The sequence below is a fragment of the Clostridioides sp. ES-S-0048-02 genome (genome assembly GCF_020658495.1).
GTDB lineage: Bacteria > Bacillota > Clostridia > Peptostreptococcales > Peptostreptococcaceae > Clostridioides.
Genome location: NZ_JACVWH010000026.1, coordinates 1 through 21443, shown reverse-complemented (window position 1 = coordinate 21443; position 21443 = coordinate 1). Strand labels below are relative to the sequence as shown.

At 28.5% G+C, this 21443-nt stretch carries 21 protein-coding genes; 12 read left to right on the top strand and 9 right to left on the bottom strand.

Features of this window, described 5'->3' with window-relative positions; translation table 11 throughout:
* Window positions 1–435: a MarR family winged helix-turn-helix transcriptional regulator gene (locus tag IC173_RS18735; RefSeq protein ID WP_255613456.1), complete on the bottom strand. Its 435-nt coding sequence runs from the start codon at window positions 433–435 to the stop codon at window positions 1–3.
* 329 nt (window positions 436–764) lie between these two features.
* Between IC173_RS18735 and IC173_RS18730 the strand changes: the two genes are divergently transcribed.
* The 8 genes from IC173_RS18730 (at window position 765) to IC173_RS18695 (ending at window position 9361) form a co-directional block, all read left to right on the top strand.
* A complete protein-coding gene (locus IC173_RS18730; RefSeq protein ID WP_227433331.1) occupies window positions 765–1751 on the top strand; it encodes an ABC transporter permease in 987 nt (328 codons plus the stop codon).
* Window positions 1735–2646 carry an ABC transporter permease gene (locus IC173_RS18725; protein ID WP_227433330.1) on the top strand — a complete coding sequence of 304 codons (912 nt, stop codon included), beginning with the start codon at window positions 1735–1737 and terminating at the stop codon, window positions 2644–2646. Before IC173_RS18730 ends, IC173_RS18725 begins: the two co-directional genes overlap by 17 nt.
* A 115-nt stretch (window positions 2647–2761) precedes the next feature.
* Complete coding sequence (locus IC173_RS18720; RefSeq protein ID WP_227856068.1) at window positions 2762–4330, top strand: ABC transporter substrate-binding protein; 1569 nt, start codon at window positions 2762–2764, stop codon at window positions 4328–4330.
* A gap of 73 nt (window positions 4331–4403) precedes the next feature.
* Window positions 4404–5429 (top strand): ABC transporter ATP-binding protein, encoded by a 1026-nt coding sequence (locus IC173_RS18715; protein ID WP_227433328.1) that lies wholly within the window; start codon window positions 4404–4406, stop codon window positions 5427–5429.
* Window positions 5422–6366, top strand: a complete 945-nt coding sequence (locus IC173_RS18710; protein ID WP_227433327.1) for an ABC transporter ATP-binding protein — start codon at window positions 5422–5424, stop codon at window positions 6364–6366. The genes IC173_RS18715 and IC173_RS18710 overlap by 8 nt, the downstream gene beginning before the upstream one ends.
* Window positions 6367–6693: 327 nt before the next feature.
* On the top strand, window positions 6694–7548 hold the full coding sequence (locus IC173_RS18705; RefSeq protein WP_227433326.1) for a protein-ADP-ribose hydrolase: 855 nt from the start codon (window positions 6694–6696) through the stop codon (window positions 7546–7548).
* Window positions 7549–7737: 189 nt separating this feature from the next.
* Window positions 7738–8709, top strand: a complete 972-nt coding sequence (locus IC173_RS18700) for an alpha/beta hydrolase (RefSeq protein ID WP_227433325.1) — start codon at window positions 7738–7740, stop codon at window positions 8707–8709.
* A gap of 202 nt (window positions 8710–8911) precedes the next feature.
* Window positions 8912–9361: a hypothetical protein gene (locus IC173_RS18695; RefSeq protein ID WP_227433324.1), complete on the top strand. Its 450-nt coding sequence runs from the start codon at window positions 8912–8914 to the stop codon at window positions 9359–9361.
* A gap of 171 nt (window positions 9362–9532) precedes the next feature.
* Here the strand turns inward: IC173_RS18695 and IC173_RS18690 are convergent, their stop codons facing one another.
* Complete coding sequence (locus tag IC173_RS18690) at window positions 9533–10462, bottom strand: helix-turn-helix transcriptional regulator (RefSeq protein WP_227482962.1); 930 nt, start codon at window positions 10460–10462, stop codon at window positions 9533–9535.
* 192 nt (window positions 10463–10654) lie between these two features.
* Here IC173_RS18690 and modA point away from each other — a divergent pair, with 192 nt between their 5' ends.
* From modA to IC173_RS18670, 4 genes are all read left to right on the top strand, one after another.
* Window positions 10655–11467 (top strand): molybdate ABC transporter substrate-binding protein, encoded by an 813-nt coding sequence (modA, locus tag IC173_RS18685; protein ID WP_227856067.1) that lies wholly within the window; start codon window positions 10655–10657, stop codon window positions 11465–11467.
* 148 nt (window positions 11468–11615) lie between these two features.
* On the top strand, window positions 11616–12299 hold the full coding sequence (gene modB, locus IC173_RS18680; protein WP_227433321.1) for a molybdate ABC transporter permease subunit: 684 nt from the start codon (window positions 11616–11618) through the stop codon (window positions 12297–12299).
* Window positions 12300–13376, top strand: a complete 1077-nt coding sequence (locus IC173_RS18675) for a sulfate/molybdate ABC transporter ATP-binding protein (protein WP_227433320.1) — start codon at window positions 12300–12302, stop codon at window positions 13374–13376. It begins immediately after the preceding gene.
* 5 nt (window positions 13377–13381) lie between these two features.
* Window positions 13382–13939: a sugar O-acetyltransferase gene (locus tag IC173_RS18670; RefSeq protein WP_227433319.1), complete on the top strand. Its 558-nt coding sequence runs from the start codon at window positions 13382–13384 to the stop codon at window positions 13937–13939.
* 213 nt (window positions 13940–14152) lie between these two features.
* Here the strand turns inward: IC173_RS18670 and IC173_RS18665 are convergent, their stop codons facing one another.
* From IC173_RS18665 to IC173_RS18635, 7 genes are all read right to left on the bottom strand, one after another.
* Window positions 14153–15169 carry an ABC transporter substrate-binding protein gene (locus tag IC173_RS18665; RefSeq protein ID WP_227433318.1) on the bottom strand — a complete coding sequence of 339 codons (1017 nt, stop codon included), beginning with the start codon at window positions 15167–15169 and terminating at the stop codon, window positions 14153–14155.
* A 32-nt stretch (window positions 15170–15201) separates the two neighbouring features.
* Entirely contained in the window at window positions 15202–16224 is a 1023-nt protein-coding gene (locus IC173_RS18660) for a CD0873 family tyrosine ABC transporter substrate-binding lipoprotein (protein WP_227433317.1), read from the bottom strand.
* 156 nt (window positions 16225–16380) lie between these two features.
* On the bottom strand, window positions 16381–17136 hold the full coding sequence (locus IC173_RS18655) for an ATP-binding cassette domain-containing protein (protein WP_227856066.1): 756 nt from the start codon (window positions 17134–17136) through the stop codon (window positions 16381–16383).
* The gene (locus tag IC173_RS18650; protein WP_227482956.1) at window positions 17123–18025 is read right to left on the bottom strand and encodes an ABC transporter permease; all 903 of its coding nucleotides are present in this window, start codon (window positions 18023–18025) and stop codon (window positions 17123–17125) included. Before IC173_RS18650 ends, IC173_RS18655 begins: the two co-directional genes overlap by 14 nt.
* Window positions 18026–18824: 799 nt before the next feature.
* Window positions 18825–19862: an ABC transporter substrate-binding protein gene (locus tag IC173_RS18645; RefSeq protein WP_227856065.1), complete on the bottom strand. Its 1038-nt coding sequence runs from the start codon at window positions 19860–19862 to the stop codon at window positions 18825–18827.
* A 153-nt stretch (window positions 19863–20015) separates the two neighbouring features.
* A complete protein-coding gene (locus IC173_RS18640; RefSeq protein ID WP_227834715.1) occupies window positions 20016–20771 on the bottom strand; it encodes an ABC transporter ATP-binding protein in 756 nt (251 codons plus the stop codon).
* Window positions 20758–21443: ABC transporter permease subunit (locus IC173_RS18635; RefSeq protein ID WP_227831275.1), on the bottom strand; the 686-nt coding region annotated here is incomplete at its 5' end. The genes IC173_RS18635 and IC173_RS18640, both read right to left, overlap by 14 nt.

The following is a 21443-nucleotide window of genomic DNA, read 5'->3' as shown; positions in this document are numbered from 1 at the left end:
TTATCTCTCCTTTATTTTTGCTAATATATTTCTAAGATTTTTTACTAATTCATTTAATTCTTTTTCATCACAATTTTTAAAAATACCATCAAAGCTTTCTTGCATTTTACTTTTAAAATTTGTGGCGAATTCAAGTCCATCCTCTGTAAATTTAACATATGTATTTCTCTTATCATCATATTTTTTGAACTTTTCTACATATCCAAATTGTTCTAATCTACTGATTATACCTGATACCGTTCCTTTAGCTAAAGACATCTCATCGCATAGTTGTGAAATTGTTAGTTCTTGATTATGAGCTATTAGCTTTATAACTATAATCTGTTGATGTGTTAATCCATTTTCCTTAAAATTTTCCTCTACTGTGTACATTGTTTTAGAATAGAGTTTTTTTAGAAGCATAGCTATTCTAAAACAATCATAATTAGTTTTCAATAAAATCACCTCTTAGATAGTTTGCATAGAAACTAATATAATATAGTTTCAGTAAATAGTCAATATAAAATTTAATAATTATGTAATAAATAAGAGATTAGTAATATCATAAAAATTTAATTTTAGGTAAAAATAAAACAATTTGATGAAATTTTAACAATTTTTCAAAAGTTTGTTTACACACAACATAAATGATGCTAAAATTGGTTTATAGATAAATATTTAAAATTTAACTTTTATTTAATGATAATAAAACCACGAAGGTTTAAACGTCGATTGACGCTTGCTTTTGGTGGTTTTTTTTATTGCAACAAAGGGGGAATAGGGGTTTGTTAAAGGATATAGTTAAAAAGTTGTTGCAGTTTATTTTAGTAATGTTTTTATTATCTTTTGTGGTTTTTTATATGGCAAGACTTGCTCCAGGAGACCCATTAATTTCTTACTATGGAGATGGTGTAGAAAGAATGAGTACTCAAGAAAAAGAAAATGCTATGAAAAAACTTGGTCTAAACGAACCAATATACAGTCAATATATAAAATGGATTTCAGATGCATCAAAAGGAGAATTTGGGATTTCATTTAAATATAAGCAAAATGTTACTTCTGTTATAAATGATGTTTATATAAATACTATCATATTAGGTGGTTCAGGATACATACTTACCTTTGTTCTAGCATTACTTTTAGGAATTTTTTGTACATTGCATGAAGATAAGCTTATAGATAGGGTTATATGTAAACTAGGTACGATAACCAATTGTATTCCATCATTCTGGGTTGCTTTAGTACTTATACTTATATTCAGTATAAATCTAAGTATACTTCCAAGTAGTGGAGCTTATTCAATGGGAGAGGAATATAGTATATCAAGTAGGATATCTCATTTAATATTACCTCTTACAGTACTTATATTGAGCCATTTATGGTATTACACATATATGATAAGAAATAAATTGCTAGAAGAAATAAGAGAAGATTATGTATTGCTATGTAAAGCAAAAGGTTTAAACAATAGAACCATTGTTTTTAAGCATTGCCTGAGAAATATAATGCCATCATATATAAGTATCATGGCTATTTCAATACCTCATATATTAGGAGGAACTTATGTAGTTGAAAAGGTTTTTTCTTATCCAGGGTTAGGAACTCTTTGTTTTGAGAGTGCAAAGTATCACGATTATAATATGTTATTAGTTTTATGTCTAATAACAGGAGCTTTAGTGGTATTTGGAAATATGCTAGCTCAAATTATAAACAATAAAATAGACCCTAGAATGAAGTACGATAGAGGTGATAACAATGAAGCCGCAATGTAGTGATTTTGAGATTGTAGGAGAAAATTATATTTCAGTAGTAAAAGATGAACAAATAGAAATAAAAAAAACTCTGTTTGAAAAATTTAAACAGTTACCATATATATCAATCATAATTTTATCCATTATAGTTATTGGAAGTGTATTTTCATCTTTGATAATGACACATGAGCCAACATATATGGATTTAGTAAGTTCTAATTTAGCTCCAAGTAAAGATTTTTTCTTTGGAACAGATTCAATGGGAAGAGATATATATTCTATGATATGGTATGGAGGAAAAATATCTTTATTTATAGGAATATTTTCGACAATAATATCAACTATTATAGGAATTGTTTATGGTAGCATAAGCGGTTCAGCATCTGAGCTTGTAGATGATGCAATGATGAGATTTACAGAAATCATACTTAGTATACCATCAATATTAATTATAATATTTGTACAAGCGATACTTGGGAATTCAAATCCAATATCTATGTCCATAGTAATAGGGATAACAAGTTGGATGAATATATCTAAGATTGTAAGGACTGAAGTTAGACAAATAAGAAATAGTGAGTACATACTAGCAGCTAAAAGTATGGGTGGAGGATTTTTATATATATTAAAACAGCACTTACTTCCAAACTTTGTCGCATCAATAATGTTTATGGTAGTAACAAATATAGGTGCAGCTATTGGAACTGAGTCAACACTAAGTTTTTTAGGAATTGGTTTGCCAATAGAAATTGTTTCTTGGGGAAGTATGCTATCTTTATCAGAAGAAGCACTTCTTTCAAATAGATGGTGGATTATCCTAATTCCAGGTATATTTTTAGTTACTACATTGGTCTGTATAACTAATATTGGTAATTATATAAGAAAGAGCAATAATAAAAAATCAAGTAATTTATAAATCAGCGTTTTAAGTGTTAAATAAGCAAATACTAAGGTATTTGAAATATCTATTTAAATAAATGGGGTCAAAGCTTTAAAAAATATTTATTATTAAAAGCAAAAGGGGGAGCATCATGAAATTAAAAAAATTAAAAGTTTTAAGTCTAGTAATGATACTTAGTCTAATGGCAGGCTGTTCGAGTGCAGGAAATGGGGACAAAAAAACAGATAAACCTAAAGATGGTAAAGTACTTGTTTATGGAAGTAATGACTATACAAGTATAAATCCAGCACTATATGAACATGGCGAAATAAATTCATTGATATTTAATGGATTAACAGCTCATGATGAAAATAATAAAGTAGTTCCTTGTCTAGCAAAAGATTGGAAATTTGATGAAGCAACAAATACATATACTTTTAATTTAAGAGATGATGTTAAGTGGCATGATGGAGAGAAATTTACAGCAAATGATGTTAAATTCACAATGGAAACTATAATGAATCCAGACAATGCTTCTGAAATAGCATCAAATTATGAAGATATAACAAAAATTGATGTAATTAATGATACTACTATAAAAATTGCTTTAAAAGCACCAAATACAGCAATGCTTGATTATTTAACAGTTGGAATATTACCAAAACATGCATTAGAAGGTAAAGATATAGCTACTGATGGATTTAATCAAAAACCAATAGGTACTGGACCATTCAAACTTGAAAAATGGGATAAAGGGCAAAGTATAACACTTGTTAAAAATAGTGATTATTTTGTAAAAGAGCCAGGACTGGATAAAGTAGTATTTAAGATTGTACCAGATGACAAAGCTAAAGCAATGCAATTAAAATCAGGTGAATTAGATTTAGCACAAGTAACTCCTAAAGATATGTCTAATTTTGAGAAAGACGAAAAGAATTTTAAAGTAAATATAATGAAAACTGCAGATTATAGAGGTATACTATATAACTTCAATTCTAAATTCTTTAAAGATGAAAAGACTAAAGGATTACCAAATGCTTTAAGTTATGCAATAGATAGAAAAGCAATAGTTGATAGTGTATTATTGGGTCATGGTGTAGCCGCATATTCACCTTTACAAATGGGACCATATAATAATCCTGATATAGAGAAATTTGAATATAATCCAGAAAAGGCTAAGCAAGAAATTGAAAAATTAGGTTGGAAGTTAGGTTCTGATGGAATATATGAAAAAGAAGGTACTAAATTAGCTTTTGAAATAACAGCTGGCGAAAGTGACCAAGTTAGAGTTGATATGGCTAAAATATGTGCACAACAGCTAAAAGAAATAGGTGTTGATGCTAAAGCTGTAGTTGTAACTGAAACAGATTGGGCTAATCAAGATGCGCACTTAATCGGTTGGGGAAGTCCATTTGACCCAGATGACCATACATATAAAGTATTTGGAACAGATAAAGGTGCAAACTACAGTGCTTATTCTAATCCTACTATAGACAAAATACTTCAACAAGCAAGAGAAACAGAAAATAAAGATGAAAAATTAAAGTTATATAAACAATTCCAAGTAGAGATGACTAAAGATATGCCATATACATTTATTGCTTATATAGATGCTATATATGTTGGAAAACCAAATATAAAAGGTTTAACACCTGATACAGTTTTAGGTCATCATGGTGTAGGGATATTCTGGAACATAGCTGATTGGACAATAGAATAATAGTTAGATTAATTAGAAACCTTAGGGATGAAATATATCCCTAAGGTTTGAATAGCATAGGGGTTGATGGTTTTTGGAACATTTATTGGAGGTTAATAATCTATCTGTAAGCTTTAAAATAGAAGAAGGCGAAGTACAGGCTGTGAGAGATGTGTCCTTTACCCTAAAAAGGGGTGAAACACTAGCTATAGTTGGAGAATCTGGTTGTGGAAAATCTGTATTATGCAAAAGTTTGATAAAGATACTTCCATATAATGGATATATCAAAAGTGGAGAGGTTCTATTTAAATCAAAGGACTTAGTTAAAAAATCTGAGAAAGAAATGGAAGATATTAGAGGAAGAGATATATCAATGATATTTCAAGACCCTATGACATCTTTGAATCCAACCATATCAATAGGAAAGCAAATAACTGAAGCTATAGTAATCCATCAAGGCATAAGTAAAAGTGAAGCTAAGAAAAGAGCTATAGAGCTTATTGAATTAGTTGGGATAGATAATCCTGAAAAAAGATTTAAACAATTTCCGCATCATTTTTCAGGAGGAATGAGGCAACGTATAGTAATTGCTATAGCACTAGCTTGTAATCCAGAAGTATTAATTGCTGATGAGCCTACAACAGCCTTGGATGTGACTATACAAGCTCAAATAATTGACTTAATAAAAGAACTACAAAATAAAATAGGCTTATCAATAATATTTATAACTCATGATTTAGGTGTAGTTGCAACTATGGCTGATAGGATAGCAGTTATGTATGCAGGTAAGATTGTAGAAATAGGAACAGTAGAAGATATATTTTATGACCCTAGACATCCATATACTTGGGGATTATTAGGTTCATTACCTACTTTAGATTCACAAGAAGATTATTTGTATAATATACCTGGAATGCCTCCAAATTTATTAAATCCTCCAAAGGGGGATGCATTTGCAGTAAGAAATAAAAATGCTCTTAGGATAGATTATGAAAAGGAGCCACCAATGTTTAAAATTAATGATACACACAGTGCAGCAACTTGGTTATTGCATCCAGATGCACCTAAAATAAATATACCAGTTAGGGTAAATGGTGGAAGGGTGATTTCTAATGAATAAAGAAAAAATACTAGAAATAAAAAATTTAAAACAATATTTTCATTTGGATAAAAGTACTATTGTAAAAGCAGTTGATGATATAAGTTTTGATATATATAAAGGAGAAATATTTGGTTTAGTAGGAGAATCTGGTTCAGGAAAATCTACAACTGGTAAAACTATAATAAAGTTACATGAGCCTACTGGTGGAGACGTAATTTATAAGGGAAATTGTATCTCAGATAAAAAATCATATAAATTTGTAAAAAAAGATGTAAATAAAAGTATGCAGATTATTTTTCAAGATTCTACCTCATCATTAAATCCTCGTATGACAATTGGAGATATAATTTCAGAGCCACTTAAAATTCAGGGTGTCTGTAAAAATAAAGCAGAAAGACTGGATAAAGTCTATGAGATGTTAAATTTAGTGGGACTTGATAGAAGCTATGCAAATAAATATCCTTCTGACTTTTCAGGTGGGCAAAGACAACGTATTGGTATAGCTCGAGCTCTTTCAGTAGACCCAGAGTTTATAATAGCTGATGAACCGATAGCCTCTTTAGATGTGTCTATACAAGCACAAATAGTAAATTTATTTAAAAAATTACAGAAAGAAAAGAATTTAACTTGTTTGTTTATAGCGCATGATTTATCTATGGTGAGACATATTAGTGACCGTATAGGAGTTATGCATAATGGAAAATTAGTAGAATTAGCGAATTCAGAAGAGTTGTATAATAATCCTATACATCCATATACAAAGTCTTTACTTTCTGCAATTCCTATTCCTGACCCAAGATATGCTAAGGTAAGAAATAGAGTGGAATATAATTATAGTATGTATAATTGTTCAAGTGATGAGTTATCAAGTTGGATTGAGGTTTCAGATGGTCATTTTGTATATGCTTCTAAATCAGATATAAATAAATACCAACAAAATTTAAAAGTTGTTTAGTGTAAAAACCATTCTAGGTAAGAGTTGCTTATTTAGAGTGGTTTTTATGTATGTAAATTTATGTGTAAAAGTGTAAGCTTTAGAACGTTCTCTTTAATTATTATCTTTAAAAATTTTATGATTAAAGTGTTAGCAAGTAGCATATTATTTTATAAAGGTTTATATAAAATACTTAAAATTGTTCTATATTTTGTCTTTAAATATATTAATATTAAAAAATTTACACTTTTAACAGGATTTATGTAAGTGTTTATAGAAATAAATAAGTATGTACATAATACATAATTATTTTTTATAATTCTAAAATAAAAGAATGGAGAGATAGCTATGAAGTGGAGAGATTATGCTGATGATGTAAACTTATTTGAGGATTTTGATAGAAGTATCAAACCTCTAACTGACGAACAAAGAAAGAAAAATATAAACACTTTAATTGCATATTTTTCAAAAGAAGTTCCTTCTAAAATATACAATTTATCAAATGATGAAATCAAGCCTAGAGATATACTTAGAGGACTTCTTAATGTATATCCACCAAAAGAAATTGCTCCAGAGATACTTAGTATGTTACATAACTTATTGTTAATTGAATGTGAAGAAAGAGAGTTAGTAGATGTAAATGATATAGAAGAAGTTGAGGAAGGCATTGCTATATGGAGAGGCAATATAACTAATTTAAAAGCAGATGCAATAGTAAATGCTGCAAACAATAAGCTATTAGGATGTTTACAACCATTACATTTATGTGTAGATAATGAGATACATTCATGCGCAGGTCCTAGACTTAGAGAAGATTGTGATAAAATAATAAAAAAACAAGGACATTTAGAATATACAGGAGATGCTAAAATAACTAGAGGTTATTGTCTACCTGCAAAATTTGTAGTACACACTGTTGGACCTATTGTATCTGGTGGTCAGCCAAGCAAAGAACAGGAAAAACAATTACTACATTGCTACAAATCATCTCTAAATACTATAAGAGAAATTGATGAAATAAAGAATATCGTTTTTTGTGGTATTTCTACAGGGGTATTTGGATATCCAAAAAAAGAAGCAGCTAATCTTGCTGTAAATAGAGTGAGATTATGGCTAAAAGAAAATCCTGAGAAAAATTTAAAAGTTGTATTTAATGTATTCACAGAAGAGGAAGAAGAAAAATATAGAAGAATATTTAGATAGCACTTGCCAATAAAGTATCTAGTAATATTTATTAGATAAGGCAATAGCTTATAAATATTAATGATTGATAAAATATAATTTGTAATTTTAGTAGATTAATAGGTATAATAGAAATCATAAGAGTAGTATAAGTAGCGATTGTATTACTTTTAAAAAACAAAATATAGGAAAATTAAATGGTAAATAAATATGAAAAATAGTTTTAAGAATTATATTAGTTTAAGAAATAAGGTAATAATTGTATCAGTTGTATTTCTGTTAATACCCTTAATCATATCGTATATATTTGGCAAATTGGTGTACGATAGCTCAGTTGGCTCAGAACAGTTAATAAAAAAAGAAGATGTATTAAAAGTATTTTCTAAGAGGAAAGATAAGCCCTTAGATAAATTGAAAAACTACAAGACAGATGAGCTGATGATACAAAGCTCTAATAATTACAAACTTGAAAGTCTTTTTATGAATTCAAATATAAAAACAAAAAATACTATTATAATTGTTCATGGAATGGGAAGTAATCACTATGAAATGCTAAAAATAGCATATGAATACTTAGATAAAGGTTATAATGTATTGATTTACAATCAAAGAAATACTGGTAATAGTGGAGGCGACAATTATACATTTGGTCTTTATGAGAGATATGATTTAGATAGTATAGTTAAGTTTGTAAAAAATAAATTCCCAGATGGTAAATTGGGAATCCATGGATTTTCTATGGGTGCAGGAACAGCTGCTATGCATACAGCTATAAACTCAGAAAGTCAAGAGGTCGATTTTTATATATTGGATTCTCCATATTCTGAAATGAAGGATGCCATTAGAATGGGAGTAATAGAAAAACATATACCAAATGTATTAGTAAATTATGTCGTAGCATGTGGGGATGTGTATAATAAATTTAAATCTGGATTTTGGTATAGTGATGTAGAACCATATAAGGCAATCGAAAAGAGTAATGTTCCTATACTATTTATACATGGAACAAAAGACACTGTTTGTAATTATCAAAATAGCCAAACCATGTATGACTTAGTCAAGCATAATAAAAAAGAGCTATGGCTCATAGAAGGTATTGAACATGTTGCTGGATATGACTCTGATAGTAGAGCATATTTCAATAGAATTTTTAGGTTTATAGATAGTAGTATTATCAATTAATAGAAATTAGTTGTATATTTTTTAATAGCTTATTTATTTTGTTACAAAATAAATAAGCTATTTTTCATATTAAATATAAATATTTAATATGAATTAATTGATTATGAAAATGAAAATAACTACCAATTAAATTCACCTGTACCTCAAATAAAAGAGTTAGTATTATATACAATAAAATCTAACAAAAAGAGAGGTAGTATATATGAAAAACAAAAATAATAAAGAAAAAGGCATGTTGAATATGAGAGTATTAAGAGTTTTGGGATTACTATTAATATTTTTTGACTATACAGGAGATACTTTAAATTTTTATAACTTTTTTGCTAAACCCTTAGTATCAGGAAGTTTATATCAATCAGGAGGAGCTGATTATATAGTATTATTGTTATTTGTTACAGAATGTGTATACTTAGTTGGAAGATACATATTAAAAGTTAAAATAAATTGGAGTGAAGTTATTGAAAATGAAAAAGATAATTTTATTAATAATTTATTAGTTGAGAAGATACAAGAAGAAAGCAACTTTGTATATAACCTATTAAACTCATTTATTTTACCGCATGTATACAAGATAGGAAAATTATTCATATCAAAAACACATAATACGTTAATCTACATTAAGGAAAATTACTATTATGTAAATATATATTAATATATTTAACTATTTAGTATATTGAATTTTATATGTGGCTACCAAAATGAACAATATAGGTTTTTATGATAGACTGAATTTTTTGATGTACGTTTTTGGCATACATAAAAATCGCAATTTACTTTACAATTAATTTATAAATCATGTAAAAATAGATTGCGATTTTTATTTTTAAACTTCTGCTATGATTTTGCCTGTGTCAATCAAATCATATCCACCAAGACCTTGAAGTTCGGCCTTAAATTCAGCTGAATTAATTATACTAATTATAGTTTGGTAGACAGGGTTTTTCAAGTCTTCTTTTTTAATAACCAAATCATAACGTTCCTTGTGAAGAGGAATAAAGTCAATATTGTTTACTTGTAGAGCAGCTTTTTCATTGCCTAATCCAACATCAGCTATACCACGAGAAACCTTGCTTGCTACACCTAAATGCGATAATTCTTCATTATAATAACCATTTATATCAGTGCCATTAAAATTTAAAAGTCTAAGTTTGCCATCAAGCAAAACTCTAGTTCCAGCCCCTTTTTCTCGATTTACAAGTGTTATATTTGGTCTGGTTAAATCATTCCAACCTTTTATTTCCTTAGGATTTCCTTTAGCAACATAAAAACCTTGCATTCTATATGCTAGATTTATAAGTACACATGGGATTCCTGGCAATAGTTTTTTAACAAAAGTACTATTATATTCGTCTGTTTCAAAATCCCATAGATGGGATGATGCTATAGAAACCCTGCCATTATATAATTCATATAAAGCATTATAACTTCCTATATAAGAGCGAAATGTATTTACTCTATCTAATCTTTTTTCAACAGACCTAGCTAAAATGTCTAATATTACATCTTGACCAGAAATAATAATTTTACAATTATTATCAATATCTATATTTTTATTGTTAAAATGTGTATCTTTAATTTTACCAGTTTTTTGATTGTTGATATATTCTTCGACATCTTTAATATCAACTCTTATTTTTTTACCTACTTTGTAAGAAGGAAGTTCACCTCTTTTGATTAATTCATATACAGTATTTTTTGTTATCTTTAATAATTCAGCTACTTCAACAGGTGTCAAAGATGATAATGAGTCCATAATCCACCTCCATATAAGGTTATTTTAACATTAAAAAAAGAAAAATGTAGAAAAATATTTAAAAGTAATATAAATAATTTACTTGAAAATTTATTAGCAGGTATATATAATTAAGTTATACATAACAAAACGTGATAAAACATGATAAAACGAATTAAAATATGTATCAAATTTACAAAAAGGGAGAGTATTATGAAAAAAATATTGGGAATATTAGGATTAATTGCATGTTTAACTTTGGGGACAGTTGGATGTAGTAGTAAAGAAAGTCCAAAAGATGATAGTAAAGAAGAAAAAACAAATAAAAGCAGTGAGACAGTAGAACTAAACATATCTGCTGCTGCAAGTTTAAAAGAAGCAATGGCAAAAATTGAAGAAGAATATAAAAAAGTTGATTCCAATGTAAAGCTTACAGTTAACTATGGAGCATCAGGTTCACTTCAACAGCAAATAGAACAAGGTGCACCATGTGATTTATTTATTTCAGCAGGTCAGAAACAAATGAAAGCTTTAGATGAAGAAAAGTTATTAGTTTCTGATACTATGAAAGATTTAGTTAAAAATGATTTAGTTCTTATTTCTTCAGCTGATAGTGATGTATCTAGTATGAAAGACTTAACTACAGATAAAGTAAAGAAAATTGCAGTTGGAGAAGCTGAAAGTGTTCCAGCAGGTAAATATGCAGATGAAGTATTAACTAATTTAAATTTAAAAGATACATTAAAAGATAAATTGGTGTTTGCGAAAGATGTAAAAGAGGTTTTAGCATGGGTGCAATCAGGTAATGCAGATGTTGGATTCGTTTATTTTAGTGACACTGTGAATAATGATAAAATAAAAGTAGTTGAGAAAACAGATGAAAAAACTCATTCACCTATTACATATCCAGTTGCAGTAATTGAAGCTAGTAAAAATGCAGATGCTGCTAAGAAATTTGAAGAATTCCTGTTGAGTGATGCAGGACAAAAGATTTTTGAGGAATTTGGATATAAAAAAGTAGAATAAGCTTACAAATAATTTATATGTAATTAAAAAGAAGTTGTATATAAATAAATGAAAATTGAAAATAATTGTATATTATAATAAAATGGAAATAGTGAAATTAATATATTTATTAATTTCACTATTTCCATTTAAATTAAGGAGGGAAAAAATGGGGACAGATTGGTCACCTTTATGGATATCACTTAAGACAGCTTTTTTGTCAACGATAATAACTTTTATAATAGGAATATTTGTGTCATATATTATGGCTAACTATAGAGGTAAGTGGAAAGGTATTATAGATGGTATCTTTACACTTCCATTAATTTTGCCACCCACAGTTGTTGGATTCTTTTTATTGTTGTTATGTGGGAAAAATGGCTTTGTAGGTAAATTTTTACTGAATTTTGATAAAACCTTAATATTTAGCTGGACAGCAACTGTAATCTCAGCAGTAGTAGTATCTTTTCCTATGATGTATAGAACTTCAAGGTCAGCTTTTGAACAAATTGATAGCAACATGTTGTCTGCTGCTAGAACCTTAGGTCTTAATGAATGGAAAGTTTTTTTAAAGATTGCAGTACCATTAGCTTGGCCTGGGATAATAGGTGGACTTGTGTTGTCGTTTGCTAGAGCACTTGGAGAATTTGGTGCTACACTTATGATAGCTGGAAATATACCTGGAAAAACTCAAACTATGCCAATCGCTATATTTTTTGCAGTTGAAGGTGGAGATATGAATAAAGCTATGATGTGGGTTATGATTATTGTAGCGATATCTATAGCAATGATTTTATTATTAAATTATTGGTCAGAATTCCAGCAGAAAATAATAGGAAAGAGGTGCAGATAGTTGAGTTTATATGTAGATATTGAAAAAGATTTATCCTCTTTTAAATTAAAAGTAAAAATTGAACAGGAAAAAGGAATTTTAGGATTTTTAGGTGAATCTGGCTCTGGAAAAAGTATGACATTAAAATGTATAGCAGGACTTGAAAAACCTACAAGAGGTAAGATTATATTAAATGAAAGAGTATTGTTTGATTCTGAAAAAAAGATAAATTTATCAACACAAGAAAGAAACATTGGTTTTTTATTTCAAAACTATGCATTATTTCCTCACATGACTGTAAGCCAAAATATCGAACTTGGTCTTTCAAAGTTAAGTAAAGATGAAAAAAAGGAAATAATAATGAAATATTTAGAAATACTTAAATTAAATGGATTTGAGGGTCGATACCCTTGGCAATTATCTGGTGGTCAGCAACAAAGAGTAGCACTAGCTAGAGCCTTAGCTACATCTCCAGATATACTACTTTTAGATGAACCTTTTTCTGCATTAGACCATCATTTGAGAAGTAATATGGAAAAAGAACTTATGAATATGTTAAAAGATTATAAGGGAGATATATTGTTTGTTACTCATGATATTGAAGAAGCTTACCGAGTTTGTGATGATATTATGGTTTATAATAAAGGAGAAGGTCTTCCAAAAAGACCTAAAAAAGAACTATTTGAGTCTCCAAAATATCTTATAGAAGCAAAAATAACAGGATGTAAAAATATATCTCGATTAAATAGAATAGATAACAATACTATTTATGCTACAGATTGGGGATGTAAGTTGACATTAACTGGAAACATAGGTGATAATATAGAATATGTGGGAATCAGAGAGCATCATATTAAGGTTTTAGATTCTAGTGAAAATTTAGATGGCAAGTTATGTTTTAGACTAATTAACATTATAGAAAATCCATTTACATACACTATATATGCTATAAACAATAATTTATCTAGCAAAAGTATGCCTATTCAGATAGAATTAGAAAAAAACAAAATGAAATTTGATAAGGGAGACAGCATTTATTTAGATTTTCCACAGGAATATTTATTTTGCTTTAAGTACAATTGCAAAGAAAAGGAGTAATTTATATGACTGAAAAAGAAAAAATGTTGTCAGGGAAAGGTTACTATGCAAATGATGAATTGCTAGTAAAAGAAAGAGAGTATTGTAAAAAATTAACTAGGTTGTTTAATAACTCTTTGGAAGATGAATATGAAAAAAGAGTGGATATTTTAAAAAAACTATTTGGTTCAGTTGGGAATCAAATAAATGTTGAACAAAATATAAGGTGTGACTATGGATATAATATACATGTAGGTGAAAATTTCTTTGCAAACTATGACTGTATTTTTTTAGATGTATGTAAAATTGAAATTGGTGATAATGTAATGTTAGCTCCAAATGTTCAAATTTATACAGCTTATCATCCAATTGAGGCACAGCTTAGAATTTCAGGAATAGAGTATGGTTCACCTGTAAAGATAGGAGATAATGCATGGATAGGTGGAGGCGTGATTATAACTCCAGGAGTTACTATAGGTGATAATGTGGTAATAGGTGCAGGAAGTGTAGTGACAAAAGATATACCATCAAATACTGTAGCCGTTGGAAATCCATGTAGAGTAATAAAACATATAGAAGAATAATTTTATTTATATAAATAAGTTAAGATTATTAATATATTATCTTTGGATAAGAAATATATCAATGTAAAATTGAATAGACAATATATTAAAATAAAAATATATGCCTGTTTTTATGTTTGGAAAGATTCATAGAAACAGGCATATTGATTGTATATAAAAATATCATTAAATTTTACTTTATTTTCATATTTTATATTAATTAGAGTGGTCAAATTATTTATTTTCAGTTTTAATATAAACTATGTTCTTGTCAGAAGGTTTATCTAGAGAAAGTGCCTTTAGAGTATCTTCATTAATAATTAAATTAGTTTCTTCTAAACTTGTTATAGGCATATCTGAAACTTTAGATTCTCCTTTTAGGACCTTAACAGCCATCTCACCAGTCTTATAACCTAATTTTTCATAATCTATACCTTGGCAAGCTAATGCTCCACCTTTTACCATACCTTCCTCTGCAGCTATTATAGGTATTTTATTTTTAGTAGCAAGTTGAGAAACGATAGGCATAGAAGATGCAAGTAAATTATCTGTAGGAGCATAAATAACATCTACGCTACCCATTAAACTAGAAGCAGCTTGATTTATTTCACTAGAAGAACTAATTCCTTTTTCAACAACTTTAAGACCTTTATCATTTGCATATTTCTTCAAGTTATCAACTTGAACTTTAGAATTTACCTCACTAGTATTATATATAACACCTATAGTCTTTGCTTGTGGGATTAGTATATCAAGAGCCTTTAAACTCTTATCAATAGGTGTAAAATTAGAAGTTCCAGAAACATTTTTACCTGGTTTATCTAAAGAATCTGCAAATCCAGCTGAAACAGGGTCAGTTACAGCAGTTATAAGTATAGGTATATCTTTAGTAGCATTGTATGATGCCTGAGCAGATGGAGTAGATATAGCAAATATCAAATCTTTTTTATCAGAAACAAATTTACTAGCTATAGTTTGTGTAGTAGGCATATCATTTTGAGCATTTTGATAATCTATTTCTATATTTTTACCATCTTTAAATCCATTATCTTCTAGAGCTTTAATGAATCCTTCTCTGGATGCATCTAAAGCTTGATGCTCAACTAACTGAGTAATACCAATTTTTTTAATTTCATTATTTTTATCAGATGATTTATTTGACTCACCTTCATTATTTTTAGAACAACCTGTAATGGTAGATACACTAAGAACACCAATTAAAATTAAATTTATCAACTTACTGGACTTCATTTTGACCACTCCCTCATAAAAATCTATTATATTTATTCTTGTTTAGTTTTTACATAAGAAATATTTTCATTAGAAGGTTTTTCCATACCTAAAGCTTTTAGTATATCTTCATTAACAATGATATCTGTATCATCTGATGTAGCTACAGGCATATCAGAAACTGATTCACCATTTAAAATTTTAACAGCCATTTCACCTGTTTTGTAACCAAGTTTTTCATAGTTTATACCTTGACAAGCAAGAGCACCTTTTTCAACTGGACCAGATTCAGCTGCTATAACTGGAATCTTATTTTCAGTAGCTATTTTAGAAACTATTGGCATAGAAGAAGCTACTAAGTTGTCAGTAGGAACATATAAAACATCTATCTTACCAACTAAGCTAGAAATTCCCTGATTGACTTCATTTGAAGTAGTTATTCCTTTTTCAACAACTTTAAAACCATTTTTAGAAGCATATTCTTTTAAAGCATCAACTTGAACTTTTGAATTAACTTCACTAGTATTGTACATAACTCCTATAGTCTTTGCTTTAGGAGCAAATATTTTAAGTAGTTCTAATCCTTTTTCTACAGAAACAAAGTCTGATGTTCCAGATACATTTCCACCTGGTTTTTCAATTGATTTAACTAAGCCAGCAGCGACAGGGTCACTGACAGCAGTTATAAGTATAGGTATATCCTTAGTTGCATTATAAGCTGCTTGAGCAGATGGAGTAGATATTGCAAATATTAAGTCCTTTTTATCAGATGCAAATTTACTTGCAATACTTTGTGTAGTAGGCATATCATTTTGAGCATTTTGGAAATCTATATCAATATTTTCTCCATCTTTAAATCCATTTTTTTCTAAGGCTTTTACAAATCCTGTTTTAGTAGCATCTAATGCTGGATGTTCAACCAATTGAGTTATACCAATTTTTTTAACTTCTTTGTCTTTAGAGTTATTTTCTTGTTTAGAATTGCTAGAGTCTCCACCTTGTGAACATCCTGTAAGCATAGATATTCCAAGAGCACCAGCTAAAATTAAACTTACCAATCTTTTTTTATTAATCATTTTTATATCCCCCTCAAAAATTTTTTTATTATTATATATGTTCATATATTCATATGAATGGTTGTAGTATTGCTAAAAATATTATGACTTTAAAATTATTTTATAAATAAACTAATTTGTAAGTAAGCTAAAATTAAATTATCATAATATATACTTTTAAACAGCATATTCAAATTTTTCTAAGATTTCTTCAACTGTTAATTCTTCTTTTTCTTTTCCCTTTACATCTAAGACCACTTCACCTTTATGGAGCATAATTAATCTATCTCCATATTGAAGAGCATGCTTTAAGTTGTGAGTTACCATAAGTGTAGTTATATTTTTTTCTCTTACAATTTTATCGGTTAATTCAATTACCTCATTTGATGTTTTTGGGTCAAGAGCTGCTGTATGCTCATCAAGTAATAAAACTGAAGGACTTGTTAAGCATGACATAATTAGTGAAAGTGATTGTCTTTGACCTCCTGATAAAAATTGTACTTGTACGTCTAGGTATTTTTTTAAATCTAGAGAAACTCCTTCTAATAAATTTTCTAGAAAATCTCTTTTATAACGAAGACATTTTTTTAGATTTAATAACTTACCTTTATTAAGAGCCAAAGATAAATTTTCTCTAACTGTCATAGAGGGACAAGTTCCTAAACTTGGGTCTTGAAAAACTCTACTTACTATTTGAGTTCTTCTATGTTCAGCCAAATTAGATAAATTGTGTTTATTTAATAATACTTGGCCAGAAGATTCTTTTATAAGACCCGATATTATATTTAATAAAGTGGATTTACCAGTTCCATTACTACCTATGATACTTACAAATTCACCGTCTTCTATGTCAATTGATAAATTTTCAAATATAGTATTAGGTTGACCGTATGGATTGGGGAAACTCTTTGAAATATTTTTAATTTGTAACATCTATAACACCTCTTTTTTCAGATTTATTTTTGGTACTAGCCTTGCACTTGTTTTTTTTTAGTGAGATATTTAAGTTACCAGTAGCTAAGAAAGCTATTATAACTATGGCAGTTATCAGTTTTAAATCAGTTGATAACATACCTAAACTCATTGCAAAGTATATAGTGAATTGGTATATGAAAGAACCAACAATTATTGCAGTAGTATTTTTAATAAAAGTGAATTTCTTAAATAATGTAATACCAATTATGATAGAAGCAATTCCAAGTACTAAAGTTCCGATACCCATATTTACGTCTGAGAATCCTAAGAATTGAGCCATCAAACTACCAGATAAAGCTATAAGTCCATTTGAAATCATAAGCCCTAATATTTTTATAGAACCAATGTTTATACCCAAAGATTTAATCATTTGAGAGTTGTCACCAACACCTTTTAGAGTGTATCCAAGACCTGTCTTTAAGAATAAATCTAAAAGCACTTTACAGATAAGTACAAATGCTAGAGCTAAAACTATAGGAGATATTTCTCCATTGAATAAATGCTTAAAACTAAATAGTGGGATATTTGATTTTCCCATTATTCTTAGGTTGATAGAGTAGAGCATTCCCATAACTAAAATACCAGAAAGTAAGTTAGATATTTTAAATTTAATGTGAAGTATACCAGTTACAAGACCAGCAATACAACCACATAAAATAGCCATTAAAGTTGCTACTATAGGAGAAATCCCATTAGTAAGAGAAAATGCTACAATAGAAGCTCCCATTGTGTAGCTACCATCAGCAGACATATCGGGAAAATCTAAGATTTTGTAAGTTATATAAACCCCCAGTGCCATGATTGATAAAATTAAACTTTGCGTCATTACAGATATAATACCTGACATAAATAAAACACTCCTTTAAAAATATTTTTATAATTTTAATTATTTGTTAATTTTGTATATAAAAAAACCACATAGTATACACAACTATGTGGTAAAAACACGAATAAGCCACATAGTATAATCTATGTGGCTCTTATATAGTTAAATGAAAACTCTATAAACAATATAGCCTACATAGATACAATCCCAAAGTTTTGCTAGTCTTAAGGGGTCTGTATCTATGTTAAAACGTAGGTACAAACCCTAGAAATAGTGGCTATAGTAATAATAATATTTTTTATTGTTTAATAAAGTATTCATAATTATCTCTCCCTTTTAATATTTTAATTAGTCAGAAAATTATATGTATTCTTGACTTGTTATAAATTATAAATTATACAATAAGAAAAGTCAACTACTAAATTTAATTAAGATACTACATAGTGTATACTTAGACTTTTCAAAAGAAAATATATCAATTGAAAAAAACGTTATCCTAAACTTGTGGATTGAATGGAAATTTTGTGAAAAAATATTTAATTAAAGAAAAATATGGAATGAAGATAAAGCTGTAGATATTAAAATTTATAAAAAAAAGCTGTCTAAGAAATTTAAATTTCTATTTAGACAGCTCAAATAATGATTAGAAAGTTATATAACTTTCATAATGTGTCGTCAAAATAGACGACTTTATGGAAAATGAATAACTTTATATGCAATAAATTGCTACAATAAGTACAATTTTCAAAGGGTTAGGGTGGATAAGAGTACTTACTATATAAAGTTTTCATATTACCTACTTTTTTGAATTTACTACATTTTACTCTGCAGATTTTGCATTTTTATCTGACTTTATATACTTTATATTATCTGCTGATAGCTTTTGCATGTCAAGTGCTTTTAGTGTATCTTCATTGATTATTATTTCAGTTTCATCTAACATAGCAACAGGTATATCACCAACAGGTTTACCCTCTAACACTTCAATAGCAAGTTCTCCAGCCTTGTAACCTAGTTTTTCATAGTCTATTCCACAACAAGCTAAAGCACCAGATGATACAGAGCCTTCTTCAGAAGCTATTATAGGTATTTTGTTTTCGTTAGCTACTTTAGAAACTATAGGCATAGAAGAAACTATTAAATTATCAGTAGGAACATATAAAACATCTATTTTGCCAACTAAACTAGAAATAGCTTGGTTAACTTCACTTGAAGAACTGATTCCTTTTTCAACAACTTCATAATTATTTTTCTTAGCATAATCATGTAGAGAATCAACTTGTATTTTTGAATTAACTTCACTAGTATTGTATATAACGCCTATTTTCTTTGCTTTTGGAGTTAAAGTTTTAACCAATTCAAGTGTTTTATCAATTGAAAGATAATCTGATGTACCTGAAACGTTTCCACCTGGTTTTTCAAGAGATTTAACCAAGCCAGCCTCTACAGGGTCTGTAACAGCAGTCATGATTATAGGTATATCTTTAGTAGCATTATAAGCTGCTTGAGCTGAAGGTGTAGATATAGCATATATCAAATCTTTTTTATCAGATAAGAATTTACTTGCAATACTTTGTGTAGTAGGCATATCATTTTGTGCATTTTGGAAGTCTATTTTTATATTATCTCCATCCTTATAACCTTTATCTTCTAGTGCTTTTATGAATCCCTGTTTTGCCTTATCTAAAGATGGATGTTCTACTAATTGAGTGATTCCTATATTTTTTATTTCTTTCTTGTCTGTTTTTTCATTGTCTTTTGAAGCATCTGAGCCTCCATTTTGAGAACATCCAGTGAGCATAGATATTCCAAGAGTACCAGCTAAAATTAAACTTACCAATCTTTTTTTATTAATCATTTTTATATCCCCCTCAAAAATTTTATTATTATATATGTTCATATATTCATATGAATTATTGTAGTATTGCTAAAAATATTATGATTTTACAATTATTTTATAAATAAACTAATTTGTAACTAAGCTAAAATTAAATTATCATAATACATACTTTTAAACAGCATATTCAAATTTTTCTAAGATTTCTTCAACTGTTAATTCTTCTTTTTCTTTTCCCTTTACATCTAAGACCACTTCACCTTTATGGAGCATTATCAATCTATCTCCATATTGAAGTGCATGCTTTAAGTTGTGAGTTACCATAAGTGTAGTTATATTTTTTTCTCTTATAATTTTATCAGTTAATTCAATTACTTCATTTGATGTCTTTGGGTCAAGTGCTGCTGTATGCTCATCTAATAATAGAACCTTAGGGCTTGCTAAACTAGACATAATTAGTGAAAGTGATTGTCTTTGACCTCCTGAAAGATATTGTACTTTGATATCTAAGTATTTTTTTAAATCTAGAGAAATTCCTTCAAGTAAGTGCTCTAAGTCATTTGTTTTATGACGAAGACATCTCTTTAAATTTAGCAATTTCCCCTTATTAAGAGCCAAAGATAAATTTTCTCTAACTGTCATAGAAGGACAAGTTCCTAAGCTTGGGTCTTGAAAAACTCTACTTACTATTTGAGTTCTTTTGTGTTCAGCTAAATTTGTTATATTAGTATTATCTAGAGTGATTTCACCAGAGGATTCTTTTAATAATCCCGATATTATATTTAATAAAGTAGATTTACCAGTTCCATTACTACCTATGATACTTACAAATTCACCGTCTTCTATACTAAGGGATAAATTTTCAAATATAGTATTAGGTTGACCATATGGATTTGGGAAACTCTTTGAAATATTTTTAATTTGTAACATCTATAACACCTCTTTTTTCAGATTTATTTTTGGTACTAGCCTTGCACTTGTTTTTTTTTAGTGAGATATTTAAGTTACCAGTAGCTAAGAAAGCTATTATAACTATGGCAGTTATTAGTTTTAAATCAGTTGATAACATACCTAAACTCATTGCAAAGTATATAGTGAATTGGTATATGAAAGAACCAACAATTATTGCAGTAGTATTTTTAATAAAAGTAAATTTCTTAAATAATGTAATACCAATTATGATAGATGCAATTCCAAGTACTAAAGTTCCGATACCCATATTTACGTCTGAGAATCCTAAGAATTGAGCCATCAAACTACCAGATAAAGCTATAAGTCCATTTGAAATCATAAGCCCTAATATTTTTATAGAACCGATGTTTATACCCAAAGATTTAATCATTTGAGAGTTGTCACCAACACCTTTTAGAGTGTATCCAAGACCTGTCTTTAAGAATAAATCCAAAAGTACTTTACAGATAAGTACAAATGCTAGAGCTAAAACTATAGGAGATATTTCTCCATTGAATAAATGTTTAAAACTAAATAGTGGGATATTTGATTTTCCCATTATTCTTAGGTTGATAGAGTAGAGCATTCCCATAACTAAAATACCAGAAAGTAAGTTAGATATTTTAAATTTAATGTGAAGTATACCAGTTA

Bases quoted from the DNA above. Each gene is read 5' to 3' on its own strand.
- IC173_RS18725 (WP_227433330.1), top strand. From the start codon at position 1,735: ATGAAGCCGCAATGTAGTGATTTTGAGATTGTAGGAGAAAATTATATT.
- IC173_RS18720 (WP_227856068.1), top strand. From the start codon at position 2,762: ATGAAATTAAAAAAATTAAAAGTTTTAAGTCTAGTAATGATACTTAGT.
- IC173_RS18710 (WP_227433327.1), top strand. From the start codon at position 5,422: ATGAATAAAGAAAAAATACTAGAAATAAAAAATTTAAAACAATATTTT.
- IC173_RS18705 (WP_227433326.1), top strand. From the start codon at position 6,694: ATGAAGTGGAGAGATTATGCTGATGATGTAAACTTATTTGAGGATTTT.
- IC173_RS18700 (WP_227433325.1), top strand. From the start codon at position 7,738: ATGAAAAATAGTTTTAAGAATTATATTAGTTTAAGAAATAAGGTAATA.
- IC173_RS18695 (WP_227433324.1), top strand. From the start codon at position 8,912: ATGAAAAACAAAAATAATAAAGAAAAAGGCATGTTGAATATGAGAGTA.
- IC173_RS18690 (WP_227482962.1), bottom strand. From the start codon at position 10,462: ATGGACTCATTATCATCTTTGACACCTGTTGAAGTAGCTGAATTATTA.
- modA (WP_227856067.1), top strand. From the start codon at position 10,655: ATGAAAAAAATATTGGGAATATTAGGATTAATTGCATGTTTAACTTTG.
- modB (WP_227433321.1), top strand. From the start codon at position 11,616: ATGGGGACAGATTGGTCACCTTTATGGATATCACTTAAGACAGCTTTT.
- IC173_RS18670 (WP_227433319.1), top strand. From the start codon at position 13,382: ATGACTGAAAAAGAAAAAATGTTGTCAGGGAAAGGTTACTATGCAAAT.
- IC173_RS18665 (WP_227433318.1), bottom strand. From the start codon at position 15,169: ATGAAGTCCAGTAAGTTGATAAATTTAATTTTAATTGGTGTTCTTAGT.
- IC173_RS18660 (WP_227433317.1), bottom strand. From the start codon at position 16,224: ATGATTAATAAAAAAAGATTGGTAAGTTTAATTTTAGCTGGTGCTCTT.
- IC173_RS18655 (WP_227856066.1), bottom strand. From the start codon at position 17,136: ATGTTACAAATTAAAAATATTTCAAAGAGTTTCCCCAATCCATACGGT.
- IC173_RS18650 (WP_227482956.1), bottom strand. From the start codon at position 18,025: ATGTCAGGTATTATATCTGTAATGACGCAAAGTTTAATTTTATCAATC.
- IC173_RS18645 (WP_227856065.1), bottom strand. From the start codon at position 19,862: ATGATTAATAAAAAAAGATTGGTAAGTTTAATTTTAGCTGGTACTCTT.
- IC173_RS18640 (WP_227834715.1), bottom strand. From the start codon at position 20,771: ATGTTACAAATTAAAAATATTTCAAAGAGTTTCCCAAATCCATATGGT.